The 15,882-nt window shown below is 64.6% G+C and carries 15 protein-coding genes; 9 read left to right on the forward strand and 6 right to left on the reverse strand.

Going from position 1 to position 15,882, the window contains the following annotated elements; genetic code table 11:
- The first annotated feature begins 5 nt into the window (after positions 1–5).
- The 4 genes from eutC to PCLY_RS08600 all read left to right on the forward strand — a co-directional run bounded on the left by eutC (position 6) and on the right by PCLY_RS08600 (position 3,976).
- Entirely contained in the window at positions 6–983 is a 978-nt protein-coding gene (gene eutC, locus PCLY_RS08585) for an ectoine utilization protein EutC (protein WP_061238868.1), read from the forward strand.
- Positions 984–1,082: 99 nt separating this feature from the next.
- Positions 1,083–2,273: an ectoine hydrolase DoeA gene (gene doeA, locus PCLY_RS08590; RefSeq protein ID WP_061238869.1), complete on the forward strand. Its 1,191-nt coding sequence runs from the start codon at positions 1,083–1,085 to the stop codon at positions 2,271–2,273.
- A 117-nt stretch (positions 2,274–2,390) separates the two neighbouring features.
- Positions 2,391–3,392: a N(2)-acetyl-L-2,4-diaminobutanoate deacetylase DoeB gene (doeB, locus tag PCLY_RS08595; protein WP_061238870.1), complete on the forward strand. Its 1,002-nt coding sequence runs from the start codon at positions 2,391–2,393 to the stop codon at positions 3,390–3,392.
- A gap of 107 nt (positions 3,393–3,499) precedes the next feature.
- The gene (locus PCLY_RS08600) at positions 3,500–3,976 is read left to right on the forward strand and encodes an Lrp/AsnC family transcriptional regulator (protein WP_061238871.1); all 477 of its coding nucleotides are present in this window, start codon (positions 3,500–3,502) and stop codon (positions 3,974–3,976) included.
- Here the strand turns inward: PCLY_RS08600 and choX are convergent.
- On the reverse strand, positions 3,973–4,899 hold the full coding sequence (choX, locus tag PCLY_RS08605) for a choline ABC transporter substrate-binding protein (RefSeq protein ID WP_061238872.1): 927 nt from the start codon (positions 4,897–4,899) through the stop codon (positions 3,973–3,975). The genes PCLY_RS08600 and choX overlap by 4 nt on opposite strands.
- Before the next feature lie 203 nt (positions 4,900–5,102).
- Here choX and PCLY_RS08610 point away from each other — a divergent pair, with 203 nt between their 5' ends.
- From PCLY_RS08610 to PCLY_RS08625, 4 genes are all read left to right on the forward strand, one after another.
- Complete coding sequence (locus tag PCLY_RS08610; RefSeq protein ID WP_061238873.1) at positions 5,103–5,669, forward strand: C40 family peptidase; 567 nt, start codon at positions 5,103–5,105, stop codon at positions 5,667–5,669.
- Between the two features lie 202 nt (positions 5,670–5,871).
- On the forward strand, positions 5,872–6,522 hold the full coding sequence (locus PCLY_RS08615) for a 7-cyano-7-deazaguanine/7-aminomethyl-7-deazaguanine transporter (RefSeq protein WP_061238874.1): 651 nt from the start codon (positions 5,872–5,874) through the stop codon (positions 6,520–6,522).
- Positions 6,523–6,793: 271 nt separating this feature from the next.
- On the forward strand, positions 6,794–8,260 hold the full coding sequence (locus PCLY_RS08620; protein ID WP_061238875.1) for an NAD-dependent succinate-semialdehyde dehydrogenase: 1,467 nt from the start codon (positions 6,794–6,796) through the stop codon (positions 8,258–8,260).
- Positions 8,261–8,350: 90 nt separating this feature from the next.
- Positions 8,351–9,727 carry an aspartate aminotransferase family protein gene (locus PCLY_RS08625; protein ID WP_156458575.1) on the forward strand — a complete coding sequence of 459 codons (1,377 nt, stop codon included), beginning with the start codon at positions 8,351–8,353 and terminating at the stop codon, positions 9,725–9,727.
- A gap of 244 nt (positions 9,728–9,971) precedes the next feature.
- On the opposite strand, the gene PCLY_RS08630 is transcribed toward PCLY_RS08625, so the two are convergent.
- From PCLY_RS08630 to def, 5 genes are all read right to left on the reverse strand, one after another.
- Positions 9,972–10,286 carry a tetratricopeptide repeat protein gene (locus PCLY_RS08630; RefSeq protein WP_061238877.1) on the reverse strand — a complete coding sequence of 105 codons (315 nt, stop codon included), beginning with the start codon at positions 10,284–10,286 and terminating at the stop codon, positions 9,972–9,974.
- 175 nt (positions 10,287–10,461) lie between these two features.
- On the reverse strand, positions 10,462–11,835 hold the full coding sequence (trkA, locus tag PCLY_RS08635) for a Trk system potassium transporter TrkA (RefSeq protein WP_061238878.1): 1,374 nt from the start codon (positions 11,833–11,835) through the stop codon (positions 10,462–10,464).
- Between the two features lie 11 nt (positions 11,836–11,846).
- The gene (gene rsmB, locus PCLY_RS08640; protein ID WP_061238879.1) at positions 11,847–13,160 is read right to left on the reverse strand and encodes a 16S rRNA (cytosine(967)-C(5))-methyltransferase RsmB; all 1,314 of its coding nucleotides are present in this window, start codon (positions 13,158–13,160) and stop codon (positions 11,847–11,849) included.
- Complete coding sequence (gene fmt, locus PCLY_RS08645) at positions 13,157–14,101, reverse strand: methionyl-tRNA formyltransferase (protein ID WP_061238880.1); 945 nt, start codon at positions 14,099–14,101, stop codon at positions 13,157–13,159. Before fmt ends, rsmB begins: the two co-directional genes overlap by 4 nt.
- Positions 14,102–14,155: 54 nt before the next feature.
- Positions 14,156–14,662, reverse strand: a complete 507-nt coding sequence (gene def / locus PCLY_RS08650; protein ID WP_061238881.1) for a peptide deformylase — start codon at positions 14,660–14,662, stop codon at positions 14,156–14,158.
- Between the two features lie 153 nt (positions 14,663–14,815).
- On the opposite strand from def, the gene PCLY_RS08655 reads away from it, so the two are divergent.
- Positions 14,816–15,853 (forward strand): LysM peptidoglycan-binding domain-containing protein, encoded by a 1,038-nt coding sequence (locus PCLY_RS08655; protein ID WP_061238882.1) that lies wholly within the window; start codon positions 14,816–14,818, stop codon positions 15,851–15,853.
- The last annotated feature ends 29 nt before the right edge of the window (positions 15,854–15,882 follow it).

Consider the following 15,882-nt stretch of genomic DNA (forward strand, 5'->3'; position numbering starts at 1 on the left):
CTCCCATGGCCAAGACCTTGATTCTCAACCAGGCCGACCTGCGCGATTGCGTCGGCCTCGACACTGACAGCCTTGCCGTGGTGGAAAACGCCTTCCGCCTGCTCGCCACCGCTGCCGTGGCGATGCCGCCGATCCTGCGTCTGGACGTGCCCGAGCATAACGGCGAGGTGGACGTGAAGACCGCCTACCTGCCCGGTGTGGCGCATTTCGCGATCAAGGTCAGCCCCGGTTTCTTCGACAACCCCAAGCTCGGCCTGCCCAGCCTCAACGGCCTGATGATGCTGTTCTCGGCGCAGACCGGCCTGGCCGATGCGCTGCTGCTGGACAACGGTTATCTCACCGCCGTGCGCACCGCCGCCGCGGGTGCCATCGCTGCCAAATGGCTGGCCCGTGAAGACGCCAGGGTGGTCGCCGTCCTCGGTGCCGGCGAGCAGGCGCGCCTGCAGTTGCAGGCCCTACGCCTGGTGCGCGATGTAAGCGAGGTGCGTATCTGGGCGCGCGACCCGGCCAAGGCCCGCGCCATGGCCGCCGAACTCGACGATGCGCGCGCGGTGGATAGCGTCGACGCGGCGCTGGACGGTGCCGCTATCGCCATCACCACCACACCGAGCCGCGAGCCGCTGCTCCAGCCGCAGCACCTGCGCCCTGGCCTGCACATCACCGCCATGGGCTCGGATGCCGAGCACAAGAACGAGATCGCCCCGGCGGTGCTGGCGCGGGTCGACACCTATGTCGCCGACCGTCTGAGTCAGACCCGCGTGCTGGGTGAGCTGCATCACGCCATTGCCGCCGGCCTGGTGGCTGCCGACGCCGACTTCGCCGAACTCGGCCAGGTCATTGCCGGCCAGCGTCCGGGGCGTACCGCGCCCGAGCAAATCACCCTGTGCGACCTGACCGGCACTGGCGCCCAGGACACCGCCATCGCCAGCCTTGCCTATCAGCGTGCGCGGCAGGCCGGTAAAGGCCTCAACTTCGATTCATGAACCTGTGGGAGGGGCCGGGCGGCGCTCCGCTTCAGCCGTGACTGGCTTTATCGCGGCAACAGCCCCTTCCACAGCCGAAAAAACCACGGGGATTCATCCATGTCCGAAATCGTCGTCAACCTCCCCTTTAGCCGGGAGGAATATGCCCAGCGCCTGGCCAAGACACGCAGCGCCATGCAGGCCAGGGGCATCGAGCTATTGATCGTCACCGACCCGTCCAACATGGCCTGGCTCACCGGCTATGACGGCTGGTCGTTCTACGTGCACCAGTGCGTGCTGCTGGCGCTCGATGGCGAGCCGGTCTGGTATGGCCGTGGCCAGGACGCCAACGGCGCCAAGCGCACGGTGTTCATGAAGCAGAGCAACATCGTCGGCTACCCCGATCATTACGTGCAGTCCACCGAGCGCCACCCGATGGACTACCTGTCCAAGGAGGTCATTGTCGCGCGTGGTTGGGACACGCTCACCATCGGTGTCGAGCTGGACAACTACTACTTCAGCGCCGCCGCCTATGACTCGCTGCAGCGCAACCTGCCCAACGCACGCTTCGTCGATACCACCGCGTTGGTCAACTGGCAGCGGGCGATCAAGTCGCCCACCGAGATCGGCTACATGCGCATCGCGGCGAAGATCGTCGAGAAGATGCACGCGGCGATCTTCGACAAGATCGAGCCGGGCCTGCGCAAGAACGAGCTGGTCGCCGAGATCTACCGTACTGGCATCCTCGGTGCCGACGGCCACGGTGGCGACTACCCGGCCATCGTGCCGCTGTTGCCCACCGGCGCCGATGCCAGTGCGCCGCACCTGACCTGGGACGACTCGCCGATGCAGAGCGGCGCCGGTACCTTCTTCGAGATCGCCGGCTGCTACAAGCGCTACCACTGCCCGCTGTCGCGCACCATCTACCTGGGCAAGCCGCCGCAGCATTTCCTCGACGGCGAGAAGGCCGTGGTCGAAGGCATCGCCGCCGGCCTGGAAGCGGCCAAGCCGGGCAATACCACCGGCGATATCGCCCGCGCCTTCTTCAAGGTGCTGGAGAAGTTCGGCATCCACAAGGACAGCCGCTGCGGCTATCCCATCGGGGTCAGTTATCCGCCGGACTGGGGCGAGCGCACCATGAGCCTGCGCCCCAGTGACGAGAGCGTGCTGCAACCGGGGATGACCTTCCACTTCATGCCCGGCTTGTGGCTGGACGACTGGGGGCTGGAAATCACCGAGTCGATCCTGATCACCGACGGCGGCGTGGAAACCTTCTGCGACGTGCCGCGCAAGCTGTTCGTGAAGGATTGATCCTCGGCTGCCGCTCCACCTGTAGGAGCGGCTGGGCGGCGATCCGCTTTAGCCGCGAAGTTTTCCAGTCGCGGCTAAAGCCCCTCCCACAATGAGTTTCATATTGAAGGCCCGAGCATGACCCAACTGCGCGACAACCCCATCAGCCCCACGGTCGATTTCGACCGTGACGGTGTGCAACACGGCTTCCTCAAGCTGCCCTATTCCCGCGACGATTCGGCCTGGGGCGCGGTGATGATTCCGCTGACCGTGGTGAAGAATGGCAACGGCCCCACCGCGCTGCTCACCGGGGGCAATCATGGCGACGAGTACGAAGGCCCGCTGGCCCTGAGCAAGCTGGCCCAGCGCCTGCGCGCTGAGGACGTCACTGGCCGGGTGATCATCGTGCCGTTCATGAACACCCCGGCGGTGCAGGCCGGCAGCCGTACCTCACCGATCGACCAGGGCAACCTCAACCGCAGCTTCCCCGGCAAACCGGACGGCACGGTGACGCAGAAGATCGCCGACTACTTCCAGCGCACCCTGTTGCCACTGGCCGATGTGGTGCTGGACATTCACTCCGGTGGCAAGACCCTGGATTTTCTGCCCTTCGCCGCCTGCCACATGCTGCCGGACAAGAGCCAGGACGCCGCCTGCGCCGCCGGCATGCGCGCCTTCGCGGCGCCCTACTGCATGCGCATGCTGGAGCTGGACGCGGTGGGTATGTACGACACCGCCGCCGAGGAGCAGGGCAAGGTATTCGTCACCACCGAACTGGGTGGCGGCGGCAGCAGCACGGCGAAGAGCCTGGCCATCGCCGAGCGCGGCGTGCGCAACCTGCTGATCCATTTCGGCCTGCTGCAGGGCGAGATCGAAGCCGGCGAGTCGGTGATGCTCGACATGCCCGACGGCGACTGCTTCGTCGCCAGCGAGGATGACGGCCTGCTGGAGATGTGCCGCGACCTTGGCGATACGGTGGAAAAAGGCGAGGTAATCGCCCGTGTGCACAGCGCGCGCCGCACCGGCGAGCCGGCCAGAGAGTACCGCGCCAAACGCAGCGGCCTGCTCGCTGCCCGGCACTTTCCGGGCCTGGTGAAAGGGGGTGATACCCTCGCGGTCATCGCCGAGGTGGTGGGCTAGAAACAGTCGCGGCTAAAGCCCCACCCATAGTCTGAGTGTCTCGTGGCAGGGGCTTTAGCCGCGATCTGGCTTCTACATCTTTAAACCCTTAGCCAACCGAGAAACCCATGCACAAGCTCGACCGCTATGACCTGAAGATCCTGCGCATCCTTTCCGAGGACGGGCGGATCACCAAGTCGGCCCTGGCCGAGGCGATCAACCTGTCGGTGACGCCGACCTGGGAGCGTGTGCGCAAGCTGGAGGCGGCCGGGCTGATCAAGGGCTACCGCGCGCAGATCGACTGGGCGGCACTGTTCAGGAGCCAGCAGGTGCTGGTGGAAATCACCCTGGCCCGCCACACCGCGCAGGACATGCGCCGCTTTGAACAGCGTACGAGCGAGGCCCCCGAGGTGGGCTTCTGCTACGCCACCGGCGGCGGCGTCGACTACATTGCGATGATCCGCGCCCGCGATGTCGATCACTACCAGCGCTTCATCGATCAACTGCTGCTGGAAGATCTGGGCATCGAGCGCTACTTCACCTACATCGTCACCAAGACCATCAAGGCGGACACCTCGGGCGCGCCCGCCGAGCTTGACGACTAGAGCTTGGCCTTCACCGCCGCCAGCCCATCACCGCCATCACGGGTTTTCACGCCCTCCAGCCAGCCATCGAGCACCTGCGGGTTGGCCTTGATCCAGTTCTTGATCGCCGTGGTGTTGGCTACCTTGCGGTTGAGCACGTCGTCCATGATGGTGTTCTCCATCGCCTGGGTGAATTTCAGGTTGCTCAGCAATTTGCCCACGTTCGGGCATTCAGCCGCGTAGCCCTTGCGCGCCAGGGTGTTGACCGAACCGGTGCTGCCAAAGAATTTCTCACCACCCTTGAGGTACTGCATGTCGAACTGCACGTTCATCGGGTGCGGCGTCCAGCCCAGGAACACCACGAACTGATCGCGCTTCACCGCGCGGCCGACCTGTACCAGCATCGCCTGTTCGCTGGACTCCACCAGCTTCCAGTCGCCGAGGTTGAATTCGTTGCCCTCGATCATCTGGCGAATGTAGTCGTTGGCCGGCGAGCCGGAGCCGATGCCGTAGATCTTCTTGCCGAACTTATCGGCGTATTTATTGAGGTCGTTGAAATCCTTCACCCCGGCTTCGTACGCGTAGGTCGGCACGGCGAGGGTGTATTCGGTGCCGCCCAGGTTCTCCACCACCTTGTCGATCTGCCCGCTGGCCACGTAGCGGTCATAGTCGTGCTGACCGGCCGGCATCCAGTTGCCGAGAAACACGTCCACCTGCCCTTTCTGCAGTCCGGCGAAGATGATCGGCACAGCCAGGGTGCGGGTCTGCGGTTTGTAGCCGAGGCCGTCGAGCAGCAGGCTGGCGATACCGTTGGTCACGGCGATATCGCTCCAGCCGGGGTCGGCCAGGGTCACCGTGGTGCAGCTGGCGCTGTCGGTCTGCGCCTGGGCGCCGACGCTGATGGCCAACAGCGAGGCCGCGAGCAGAGTGGTTTTCAGGTTCATGCGCGAGTCCTTTGCGGTTTAGGCAGTTCCTGACCTTAGCGGCCGAGGCAGGCAGGCTCAAGCCTGGGGGCGTAAATGGGCGCGACTGGTCGGCAACATGCGGGCTTTATCGGCAAACCGTTCGTCGACTACTCCCGGTTGAAAATGAACCAAAGGCTTTTTCAGGCGGTCCGTCACCGGGATGGGAAGGAGGCCCGTTTCCGATGCAATGCCTTGATTCGGAAGGGCTTCCGCACAAAGGCCAATCACCAGGGTCACTGGGTTTGAATAAATTTTTTATGTCATTTTGCCTGGGAGGCGCTCTTTTACTGGGAATTTGTACCCAAGCCTCCGCCACCTTTCGTATCCATACCATTCCTGCCACCGCGCCAACGGCCGCGCCCAAACCGGCCAGTGAAGTGATCGACCGCGCCCTCGGCGCGCTGGGCACCCCGTACCGCTGGGGCGGCACCAGTCTGCGTCACGGCTTCGATTGCAGCGGTCTGGTGCAATACGCCTTCAAGACCCAGAACGACCTCGAACTGCCGCGCACCTCCCGCGCGCTGTCGCGCCTGGATGCGCCCTCGGTGAAACGTAGTGACCTGCAGCCGGGTGACCTGCTGTTCTTCCGCATTCGCAGCCGCTCGGTGGATCACGTCGCCATCTACATCGGCGAGGGACGCTTCGTCCACGCGCCGCGTCGCGGCAGCAACGTGCGCATCGACTTCCTCAACAACTCGTACTGGCAGCGCCATTTCCAGCTGGCCAAGCGGGTGGTGCCGCAGGCCTGAGCCTGCGAGCACGGCCTCGACGGTAATTCGGTTCGGGCAGGCGTCATTCCTGCGAAGGTGCAACCTTTCATCCGGGCGGCCTGGCCTCAGGTGGGAAAACCTATCCTGCGGGTCAACAACGCGCTAGAATGCGCGCCGCTTGCGGCCATGTCGGCTGCAGCAGTGGGTTCCCTCACCCCACTCTACGAAAAAGGACATCGACATGACCCTGATTCCTGCGTCGGTCAGTCGGCCCGTGCTGGCCGGCCTGATCGCCTTCCATATCCTCATCATCATCGCCAGCAACTACCTGGTGCAGCTGCCGATCACCCTGTTCGGCTGGCATACCACCTGGGGTGCGTTCAGCTTCCCGTTCATCTTCCTGGCCACCGATCTGACCGTGCGCCTGATCGGTAAGCATGCCGCACGCGTGGTGATCGCGCGGGTGATGCTGCCGGCGCTGGTGGCTTCCTACGTGGTCTCCGTGCTGTTCCATGAAGGCGCGTTCGGCGGCCTGGCGGCGCTGGGCGAATTCAATCTGTTCGTCTTCCGCATCGCCCTGGCCAGCTTCCTCGCCTACGCCTTTGGCCAATTGCTCGATATCCAGGTGTTCGACCGCCTGCGCAGGATGCGCCAGTGGTGGGTTGCGCCGACGGCCTCGACTATTTTCGGCAACCTGCTCGATACCTTCCTGTTCTTCTCGGTGGCCTTCTGGCACAGCGACGATCCGTTCATGGCCGCCAACTGGGTGGAGATCGCCACGGTGGATTACGTGATCAAGCTGGCCATCAGCCTGATCCTTTTCGTGCCGCTGTACGGCATGCTGCTCAGTGCCATCGTGCGGGCTTTGCCGCCGCGTACTGCCACGGCGTGAAGCCCACTCACTGCTGAGGCGCCTCCCACGCTGGCAAGTGTGGGAGGGGCTTTCGGCTCGGGCATCCTGCTTCGCTCTACCTCCCGCATCCATGCAGTCGTAGCCGCGACTGCCTGAGTGCCACCGCCGAGGTGCGACGGGCGCCTCAGAAATCCGCTGTTCACCCTGATCCTTCAGAAAAAACTGCGGTAGCACCTGCCCGGCTTGGAAAAAACGCCAAGCCGCCCTTCCCTAGCATGTCTCCCATGCCCATCGGCCCGGAGACATTGCCATGCCCCTCGACCATCCCCTGCTGTTCAAATCGCTGTGCTATGTCGACGGCCACTGGCTGCACAGTGACGATGGCGCCAGCATCGCCGTGCACAACCCTGCCGACCAGAGTGTGATCGGCCACGTGCCGATGCTCGGTCAGGCGCAGATCGTCGCCGCGGTGGACGCCGCCCAGCGTGCTTTCGCCGACTGGCGCGAGCAGAGCCTGGAAGCCCGCGCGAGTCTGCTGCGCCGCTGGGCCGAGCTGATCCTGCAGCATCAGGAAGACCTGGCGCGCATCCTCAGTCAGGAGCAGGGCAAGCCGCTGGCCGAGGCGCGGGGCGAGATCCGCTACGCCGCCAGCTTCATCCCCTGGTTCGCCGAGGAGGCGCGCCGGCTCTACGGTCAGACCATTCCCAGCCATATCCCCGGTGCCCAGCTCGGAACGGTGAAGGAGCCGGTCGGTGTCTGCGCCCTGCTCACGCCCTGGAACTTCCCCAGCGCGATGATCACCCGCAAGGCCGCCGCCGCCCTGGCTGCCGGTTGTACCGTGGTGGTCAAGCCGGCGCACGAGACGCCCTATTCCGCTTTTGCCCTGGCGCAACTGGCTGAGGAAGCCGGCTTACCGGCTGGCGTGTTCAACGTCGTGCTGGGCGAGCCGCAGATGGCCATGGAAACCCTGGTCAAGGACGTGCGAGTGCGCTCGGTGAGCTTCACCGGCTCGACCCGCGTCGGCAAGCTGGTGCTGCAGGCCGCCGCCAGCGATGTGAAGAAGGTGGCGCTGGAGCTGGGCGGCAATGCGCCGCTGATCGTCTGCGCCGATGCCGATCTGGATCACGCCGTGCAGGTGACGTTGGACGCCAAGTTCCAGACCTCCGGCCAGGACTGCTGCGCGGCCAACCGTATTTTGGTCGAGCGCCCCGTCTACGAGGATTTCCTGCAGCGTTTCGCCAAGGCCGTGCGCGGCCTGCGTGTCGGCCCCGGCCAGGATGAGCGCAACCAGATCGGCCCGCTGATGCACCAGGCGGCGCTGGACTCGACTGCCGCCCGGGTCACGGACGCCATCGAACAGGGCGCGCGCCTGCTGGTCGGCGGCGAGCCGCATGCGCTCGGCGGCTGGTTCTGGCAGCCGACGCTGCTGGCCGATGTCACCGAGGCCATGCGCATCTACCGCGAGGAAAACTTCGCGCCCATTGCCGGCGTGCGTGCCTTCGACACCCTGGACGAAGCCGTGGCCATGGCCAACGACACCGAATACGGCCTGGCCGCCTACATCTGTTCCAACCGCGTGGATGTCGTCCACCCACTGATCCGTCGCCTCGACCACGCCATGGTCGCGGTCAACGGCAGCAAATTCACCGGCCATCCGATCCCCTTCGGTGGCATGAAAGCCTCCGGCCTCGGCCGTGAGGGCGGCACGGACGGCTTCGAGCCCTTCGTCGAAACCAAGTACTTCTGCATTCATCATCAGGGCCAACGTTACCCCTGAGGATCCGGAGTGCAGGCGGGAGGGGCAGTCCCTGCCTCGAGCGTGTGAATTACCTTTAACGCTACCTCAGCGAATTAGATGGAGATCGCCATGACCGACTACCAGAACCTGTTCGAGCAGGACCGTGCCCACTTCATGCACCCGTCCACCCACGCTCACGACCACGCCAGCGGCGCGCTCAAGGGCCGCATCATCACTGGCGCCTCGGGTATCCGTATTTGCGATCACGAAGGCCGCGAGCTGCTCGATGCCTTCGCCGGCCTGTACTGCGTGAACATCGGCTACGGACGCACCGAGGTGGCCGAGGCCATCTACAAGCAGGCCAAGGAGCTGGCCTACTACCACACCTATGTCGGCCACTCGACCGAGGCCATCATCGAGCTGTCGGCGCGCATCATCGACTGGGCGCCCAAGGGCATGAAGAAGGTCTACTACGGCCTGTCCGGCTCGGACGCCAACGAAACCCAGATCAAGCTGGTGCGTTACTACAACAACGTGCTCGGTCGCCCGGCGAAGAAGAAGATCATCTCGCGCCAGCGCGGTTATCACGGCTCGGGGATCATGACCGGCAGCCTCACCGGCCTGGCTAGCTTCCACCAGCACTTCGACCTGCCGGCAGCGGACATCAAGCACGCCGCCTGCCCGCACTTCTACAAGGCGCCGGCCGGCATGGACGAAGCCGCCTTCGTGCGCCATTGCGCCGAGGATCTGGAGCGTCTGATCCTGGCCGAAGGGCCGGACACCGTGGCGGCCTTCATTGGCGAGCCTGTGATGGGCACCGGCGGCATCATCGTCCCGCCCAAAGGCTACTGGCAGGCGATCCAGGCCGTGTTGGCCAAGTACGACATCTTGCTGATCGCCGACGAAGTGGTCTGCGCCTTCGGTCGCTTGGGCACGCCGATGGGCAGTCAGATGTTCGGCATGCAGCCGGATCTGATTACCACCGCCAAAGGCCTGACCAGCGCCTATGCGCCGTTGTCGGCGGTGATCGTCGGCGAGAAGGTGTGGAACGTGATCGAAGAAGCATCGAGCCGCGACGGCGCCATGGGCCACGGCTGGACCTATTCCGGTCACCCGATCTGCGCCGCTGCCGCGCTGGCCAACCTGGATATCCTGGAGAAGGAAAATATCGCCGCCAACGCCGCCGATGTCGGCGCCTACCTCAACCAGCAACTGCGCCAGACCTTCGAAGGCCATCCGCTGGTGGGTGAAGTCCGTGGTGTCGGTATGCTCGGCGCGCTGGAGTTCATGGCCGACCGAGAGGCGCGCACGCCCTTCGACGCATCGCTCAAGGTCGGCCCGCGCGTGTCGGCGGCTTGCCTGGAGCGCGGCATGATCGCCCGCGCCATGCCGCACGGCGACATCCTCGGCTTCGCCCCGCCGCTGGTGCTGACCAAGGCTGAAGCCGACGAAGTGGTGAGCATCGCCAAGGCGGCGGTGGATGCGGTGGCGAGCGAGGTGCTCTAAGCCGCTGCAGTCCGCAGGAGCGGTTGAGCGGTATTGCGCTTCAGCCGCAAGCTCCCTGCGCCCGCACATTTGGCGACATTAAGAACGCGTCGCCGAAGTGCTTGGCGCAGAGAGCGCTACAGCACGCGTGGGAGGGGCTTCAGCCGCGACCGCCTGGCCCCTGTCCCCGGATTGCATCCGGGCTACGTTGGTGTGCGTCGATAGCTCGCAGCGGAGCGCCGACGTCCATGATGGGCTTTGTCGATCAGCGCTGCTTGTCCAGCTTGCGCAGGAACACGTTCATTTCCTTCTCGGCCTGCTTGTCGCCCTTGGCCTGTGCCGCAGCGATGCCCTGCTGCCAGGCCTGGCGTGCGCCGTCATGGTCGCCGCTTGCTTGCAGCGCCTTGCCCAGCAACTTCCAGGCAGCGGAATAGGCCGGGTCGAACTCGACGCAGCGTTGCAGGTGTTCGGCCGCCTGGGCGGCGTCGCCGCCATCGAGATGGGCCTTGCCCAGGCCGAAGCGCAGCAGGGCGTTGTCCATGCCCTTGGCCAACATCTTTTCCAGTGCCTCAGTGCTCATCTCGGCTCCCAGTCTGCTGCGCGTCGGCACTGCTGCGTTAAAAACAGGCTCGGACTGCTCATGTACTGCTCGTACACTCCGCGTCCTCGCCTGTTTTTGCCTTGCATTGCTCTAGCTCGCGAGACTTTGAAATCTTTAGAAGAGGGTCAGTCGTAGCCCGGATGAAATCCGGGACTCAGAAAAACGTCAGGCCGGCCTGGAACAGGCGCTCGACGTCGCGAATGTACTTCTTGTCGACCAGGAACAGGATCACGTGGTCGCCAGACTCGATCACCGTGTCGTCATGGGCGATCAGCACCTGTTCGTCGCGGATGATGGCGCCGATGGTGGTGCTCGGCGGCAGGGCGATGTCTTCGATGGCGCGGCCGATGACCTTGCTCGATTTGGCGTCACCGTGGGCGATCACCTCCAGTGCTTCCGCCGCGCCACGGCGCAGGCTGTGCACGCTCTCGATATCGCCACGGCGCACATGGGTCAGCAGGGTGCCGATGGTGGCCAGCTGCGGGCTGATGGCGATGTCGATCTCGCCGCCCTGCACCAGGTCGACGTAGGCCGGGTTGTTGATGATGGTCATCACCTTGCGCGCACCGAGGCGCTTGGCCAGCAGCGAGGACATGATGTTGGCCTCGTCGTCGTTGGTCAGGGCGAGGAAGATGTCGGCATCGTTGATGTTCTCCTCCACCAGCAGGTCGCGATCCGAGGCGCTGCCTTGCAGCACGATGGCGCTGTCGAGGTTTTCCGAGAGGTAGCGGCAGCGCGCCGGGTTCATCTCGATGATCTTCACCTGGTAGCGGCTTTCGATGGCCTCGGCCAGGCGCTCGCCAATATTGCCGCCACCGGCGATCACCACGCGCTTGTAGCTGTCCTCGAGGCGGCGCATCTCGCTCATCACCGCGCGGATGTGCGCCTTGGCGGCGATGAAGAACACTTCGTCATCGGCCTCGATGACGGTATCACCCTTGGGCATGATCGGCCGGTTGCGGCGGAAGATGGCCGCCACGCGGGTGTCGACGTTGGGCATGTGCTGGCGCAGCTGGCGCAGTTGCTGGCCGACCAGCGGGCCGCCGTAGTAGGCCTTGACCGCCACCAGCTGGGCCTTGCCTTCGGCGAAGTCGATCACCTGCAAGGCGCCGGGGTATTCAATCAGGCGCTTGATGTAGTTGGTCACCACCTGCTCGGGGCTGATCAGCACGTCGACCGGAATCGCCTCGTTGTCGAACAGCGCTTCGCGGGTCAGGTAGGCGGCCTCGCGCACCCGGGCGATCTTGGTCGGCGTATGGAACAGGGTGTAGGCCACCTGGCAGGCGATCATGTTGACTTCGTCGCTGTTGGTCACCGCCACCAGCATGTCGGCGTCATCGGCGCCGGCCTGACGCAGTACGGTGGGAAACGAGCCCTTGCCCTGCACGGTGCGGATATCCAGGCGGTCGCCGAGGTCGCGCAGGCGGTCGCCGTCAGTGTCGACCACGGTAATGTCGTTGGCCTCGCTGGCGAGGTGTTCGGCCAGGGTGCCGCCCACCTGGCCGGCGCCGAGAATGATGATTTTCACTGATCGCTCCGTTAGCTGTGGCTGGTCACAGCGGTCTTTATCAGCTTGGCATAGTAGAAGCCGTCGTGGCCGTCCAGCTGCGGCAGCAACTGGCGGCCATGGGCGGGCTGCAGGCCGAACTCGCCGGCGATGGCGACTTCCTGAGCATCTGCGGTGCGGGCCAGAAACGCGGCGATGGTTTCGCTGTTTTCCGTCGGCAGTACCGAACAGGTGGCGTAGAGCAGGATGCCGCCCGGCGCCAGGGTTGGCCATAGGGCGTCGAGCAGCTCGCCCTGCAACTGGGCCAGGGCAGGAATATCCTCGGGCTGGCGGGTCAGCTTGATGTCCGGATGACGGCGGATCACCCCAGTGGCCGAGCAGGGCGCGTCGAGCAGAATGCGCTGAAACGGCTTACCGTCCCACCAGGCGGCGGTGTCGCGGCCGTCGGCGGCGATCAGCGTGGCCTGCAGGTGCAGGCGCTCGAGGTTCTCGCGCACGCGTGTCAGGCGCTTGGCCTCCAGGTCGACAGCGACCACCTCGGCCAGCCCCGGCTCGACTTCCAGCAGGTGGCAGGTCTTGCCGCCGGGGGCGGCGCAGGCATCTAGCACGCGTTGGCCGGGCGCCAGTTCGAGCAGGTCGGCGGCCAGCTGCGCGGCTTCGTCCTGCACGCTGACGCGGCCTTCCTTGAAGCCCGGCAGGCTGGTTACGTCGCAGGGTTGCAGCAGGCGCACGCCATCGCGGCTGAAGGTGCAGGGTTCGGCACCGATCCCGGCATCGCGCAGTTCTGTTAGATAGTCGTCGCGGCTGCCGTGACGGCGATTGACCCGCAGGATCAGCGGCGGATGGGCGTTATTGGCGGCGCAGATGGCCTGCCAGTGCTCGGGCCAATGCGCCTTGAGCGCCTTCTGCAGCCAGCGGGGATGGGCCGTATGCAGCACCGGGTCGCGATCCAGTTCGGCGAACAGGGCTTCATGCTCGCGCTGGGCGCGGCGCAGTACGGCGTTGAGCAGGCCCTTGGCCCAGGGCTTCTTCAGCGCACCGGCGCAGCCGACCGTCTCGCCGATGGCGGCGTGTTCGGGGATGCGGCTGTGCAGTAGCTGGTAGAGGCCGATCAGCAGCAGCGCCTCCACGTCTTTGTCGGCAGCCTTGAAGGGCTTTTCCAGCAGCTTCTCGGCCAGCAGTTGCAGGCGCGGCTGCCAGCGTGCGGCGCCGAAGGCCAGATCCTGCGCCAGGGCGCGGTCGTGGTGCTCGACCTTGTCCAACTGCGGCGGCAGGCTGCTGCCCAGCGAGGCTTTGCCCGAGAGCACGGCGGTCAGGGCGCGGGCGGCGGCCAGGCGTGGGTTCATTGGCCGAGTACCAGGCCGGGGGCGAACTGCTCGCGGCGGCTGTTGTACAGATCACTGAAGGCCAGCGGCTTGCCGCCAGGCAACTGCAGGCGAGTCAGGCGCAGCGCACCCTCGCCACAGGCCACGGTCAGGCCATGTTTGTCGGCGGCAAGAATGCTGCCTGGAGCGCCCTGGCCCTCCCCGATCTCGGCGGCATGGACTTTCAGCGCATCGCCGCTGAGCGTGGTGTGGCAGATCGGCCAGGGGTGGAAGGCGCGTATCAGGCGCTCCAGTTCGACGGCAGGGCGGCTGAAGTCCAGAAGCGCTTCTTCCTTGTTCAGCTTGTGCGCGTAGTTGGCCAGCGCATCGTCCTGTACTTCGCCTTTCAGCGTACCCGCGGCCAGGCCGTCGATGGCCTGCAGCACGGCCTGCGGGCCAAGCTGGGCGAGGCGGTCGTGCAGGCTGCCGCCGGTGTCGCTGGCGCTGATCGGGGTGGTCACCTTGAGCAGCATCGGTCCGGTATCCAGGCCGGCTTCCATCTGCATCACGGTGACGCCACTCTCGGCGTCGCCAGCCTGCACCGCCCGCTGGATAGGTGCGGCGCCACGCCAGCGCGGCAGCAAGGATGCGTGGCTGTTGATACAGCCCAGGCGTGGGATGTCGAGCACCACCTGCGGCAGGATCAGGCCGTAGGCCACCACCACCATCAGGTCCGGCTTGAGCGCGGCCAGTTCGGCCTGCGCCTCTTCCTTGCGCAGGCTGGCCGGTTGGTAGACCGGGATGCCGTGCGCGGTGGCGAGCTGCTTGACCGGGCTGGGCATCAGCTTCTGGCCGCGACCTGCCGGGCGATCCGGCTGGGTGTAGACGGCGATGATCTCGTGCTGGCTGGCCAGCAGGGCCTTGAGGTGCTCGGCGGCGAATTCCGGGGTGCCGGCAAAGACGATACGCAATGAATCAGGCATGGGGGCTCGCTAAAATAAAAAAGGCTTGCCGTAGCAAGCCTTCTGGCATCGGGTTCAAGCGCGCTGACGATGCTGTTTTTCCAGCTTCTTCTTGATGCGGTCGCGCTTGAGGCTGGACAGGTAGTCGACGAACAGCTTGCCGTTGAGGTGATCGCACTCGTGCTGGATGCACACAGCCAGCAGGCCTTCGGCGATCAGCTCGTAAGGCTGGCCATCACGGTCCAGTGCCTTGATCTTGACCTTCTGCGGGCGGTCGACGTTCTCATAGAAGCCGGGCACCGACAGGCAGCCTTCCTGGTACTGGTCCATCTCCTCGGTCAATGACTCGAACTCGGGGTTGATGAAAACCCGCGGCTCGGACTTGTCCTCGGACAGGTCCATGACCACCACGCGCTTGTGCACGTTGACCTGCGTCGCGGCCAGGCCGATACCGGGAGCGTCATACATGGTCTCGAACATGTCGTCGACCAATTGACGGATGGAGTCGTCCACGACGTCCACCGGTTTGGCGATGGTACGCAGGCGTGGATCAGGAAACTCGAGGATATTCAGGATCGCCATATGCGTTTGTGATGCACTTGTAGAATAAAGTCAAAATCCGCTGCTAAGATGATGAACAGCATTGAAAAACGGCTTCACGCCGCGTAATCAGCGGGTTTGGCACGCGGCGCTAGGGCGCTTTACGTGAAGGCACATAATAAAGGGATTCACCGTATGAGGAAATCACTACTCGCCCTGCTCCTGGCAGCTGGCGGAATGGTCCTGACCTGCATGGCTCAGGCCGCAGTGCAACTCAAGGACGGTCATCCGGACCGTTATACCGTGGTCAAGGGCGATACCCTTTGGGATATCTCCGGCAAATTCCTCAGTCAGCCGTGGAAGTGGCCGGAAATCTGGCACGCCAACCCGCAGGTCGCCAATCCGCACCTGATCTACCCCGGTGACATCCTCAACCTGGTCTACATCGACGGCCAGCCGCGCCTGATGCTCAACCGCGGCGAGTCGCGCGGTACCATCAAGCTGTCGCCGCAGGTGCGCAGCACGCCGATGGCCGAGGCAATCCCGACCATCCCGCTGGAGGCGATCAACAGCTTCCTGCTGAGCAACCGCATCGTCGATTCCCCGGAAGAGTTCAACGACAAGCCCTATGTCGTCGCGGGCAATGCCGAGCGCGTAGTCAGTGGTGCCGGCGATCGCATCTATGCTCGCGGCAAGTTTGATGAAGAGCATCCGGTCTACGGCATCTTCCGTCAGGGCAAAACTTACGTTGATCCAGAATCAAAAGAATTTCTGGGTATCAACGCCGACGACATCGGTACGGGCGAGATCGTTGCCGAGGAAGGCGATATCGGTACGCTGATTCTGAGCCGCTCGACGCAAGAAGTACGTCTGGGTGACCGCCTGTTCCCCACCGAGGAGCGTGCGATCAACTCCACTTTCATGCCCAGCGAGCCGGCTACTGAGATCAAGGGTGTGATTCTCGACGTACCGCGTGGCGTGAACCAGATCGGTCAGTTCGACGTGGTTACCCTGAACAAGGGGGCGCGTGACGGCCTGGAAATCGGCAACGTGCTGGCGGTTTACAGGACTGGCGAAACCGTCCGTGATCGCGTCACCGGTGAAAACGTGAAGATCCCGGATGAGCGTTCCGGCCTGCTCATGGTGTTCCGCACCTACGACAAGCTCAGCTACGGCCTGGTATTGCAGGCCAGCCGCCAGCTTGCGGTGATGGACAAGGTCCGCAACCCGTAACACCCGACGAGCCCCGCGAATGCGGGGCT

Source organism: Ectopseudomonas composti (assembly GCF_001567565.1).
GTDB classification, from domain to species: domain Bacteria; phylum Pseudomonadota; class Gammaproteobacteria; order Pseudomonadales; family Pseudomonadaceae; genus Aquipseudomonas; species Aquipseudomonas composti_A.

Coding starts and splice junctions, on each gene's coding strand:
- eutC (WP_061238868.1), top strand. CDS start 6: ATGGCCAAGACCTTGATTCTCAACCAGGCCGACCTGCGCGATTGCGTC.
- doeA (WP_061238869.1), top strand. CDS start 1,083: ATGTCCGAAATCGTCGTCAACCTCCCCTTTAGCCGGGAGGAATATGCC.
- doeB (WP_061238870.1), top strand. CDS start 2,391: ATGACCCAACTGCGCGACAACCCCATCAGCCCCACGGTCGATTTCGAC.
- PCLY_RS08600 (WP_061238871.1), top strand. CDS start 3,500: ATGCACAAGCTCGACCGCTATGACCTGAAGATCCTGCGCATCCTTTCC.
- choX (WP_061238872.1), bottom strand. CDS start 4,899: ATGAACCTGAAAACCACTCTGCTCGCGGCCTCGCTGTTGGCCATCAGC.
- PCLY_RS08610 (WP_061238873.1), top strand. CDS start 5,103: ATGCAATGCCTTGATTCGGAAGGGCTTCCGCACAAAGGCCAATCACCA.
- PCLY_RS08615 (WP_061238874.1), top strand. CDS start 5,872: ATGACCCTGATTCCTGCGTCGGTCAGTCGGCCCGTGCTGGCCGGCCTG.
- PCLY_RS08620 (WP_061238875.1), top strand. CDS start 6,794: ATGCCCCTCGACCATCCCCTGCTGTTCAAATCGCTGTGCTATGTCGAC.
- PCLY_RS08625 (WP_156458575.1), top strand. CDS start 8,351: ATGACCGACTACCAGAACCTGTTCGAGCAGGACCGTGCCCACTTCATG.
- PCLY_RS08630 (WP_061238877.1), bottom strand. CDS start 10,286: ATGAGCACTGAGGCACTGGAAAAGATGTTGGCCAAGGGCATGGACAAC.
- rsmB (WP_061238879.1), bottom strand. CDS start 13,160: ATGAACCCACGCCTGGCCGCCGCCCGCGCCCTGACCGCCGTGCTCTCG.
- fmt (WP_061238880.1), bottom strand. CDS start 14,101: ATGCCTGATTCATTGCGTATCGTCTTTGCCGGCACCCCGGAATTCGCC.
- def (WP_061238881.1), bottom strand. CDS start 14,662: ATGGCGATCCTGAATATCCTCGAGTTTCCTGATCCACGCCTGCGTACC.
- PCLY_RS08655 (WP_061238882.1), top strand. CDS start 14,816: ATGAGGAAATCACTACTCGCCCTGCTCCTGGCAGCTGGCGGAATGGTC.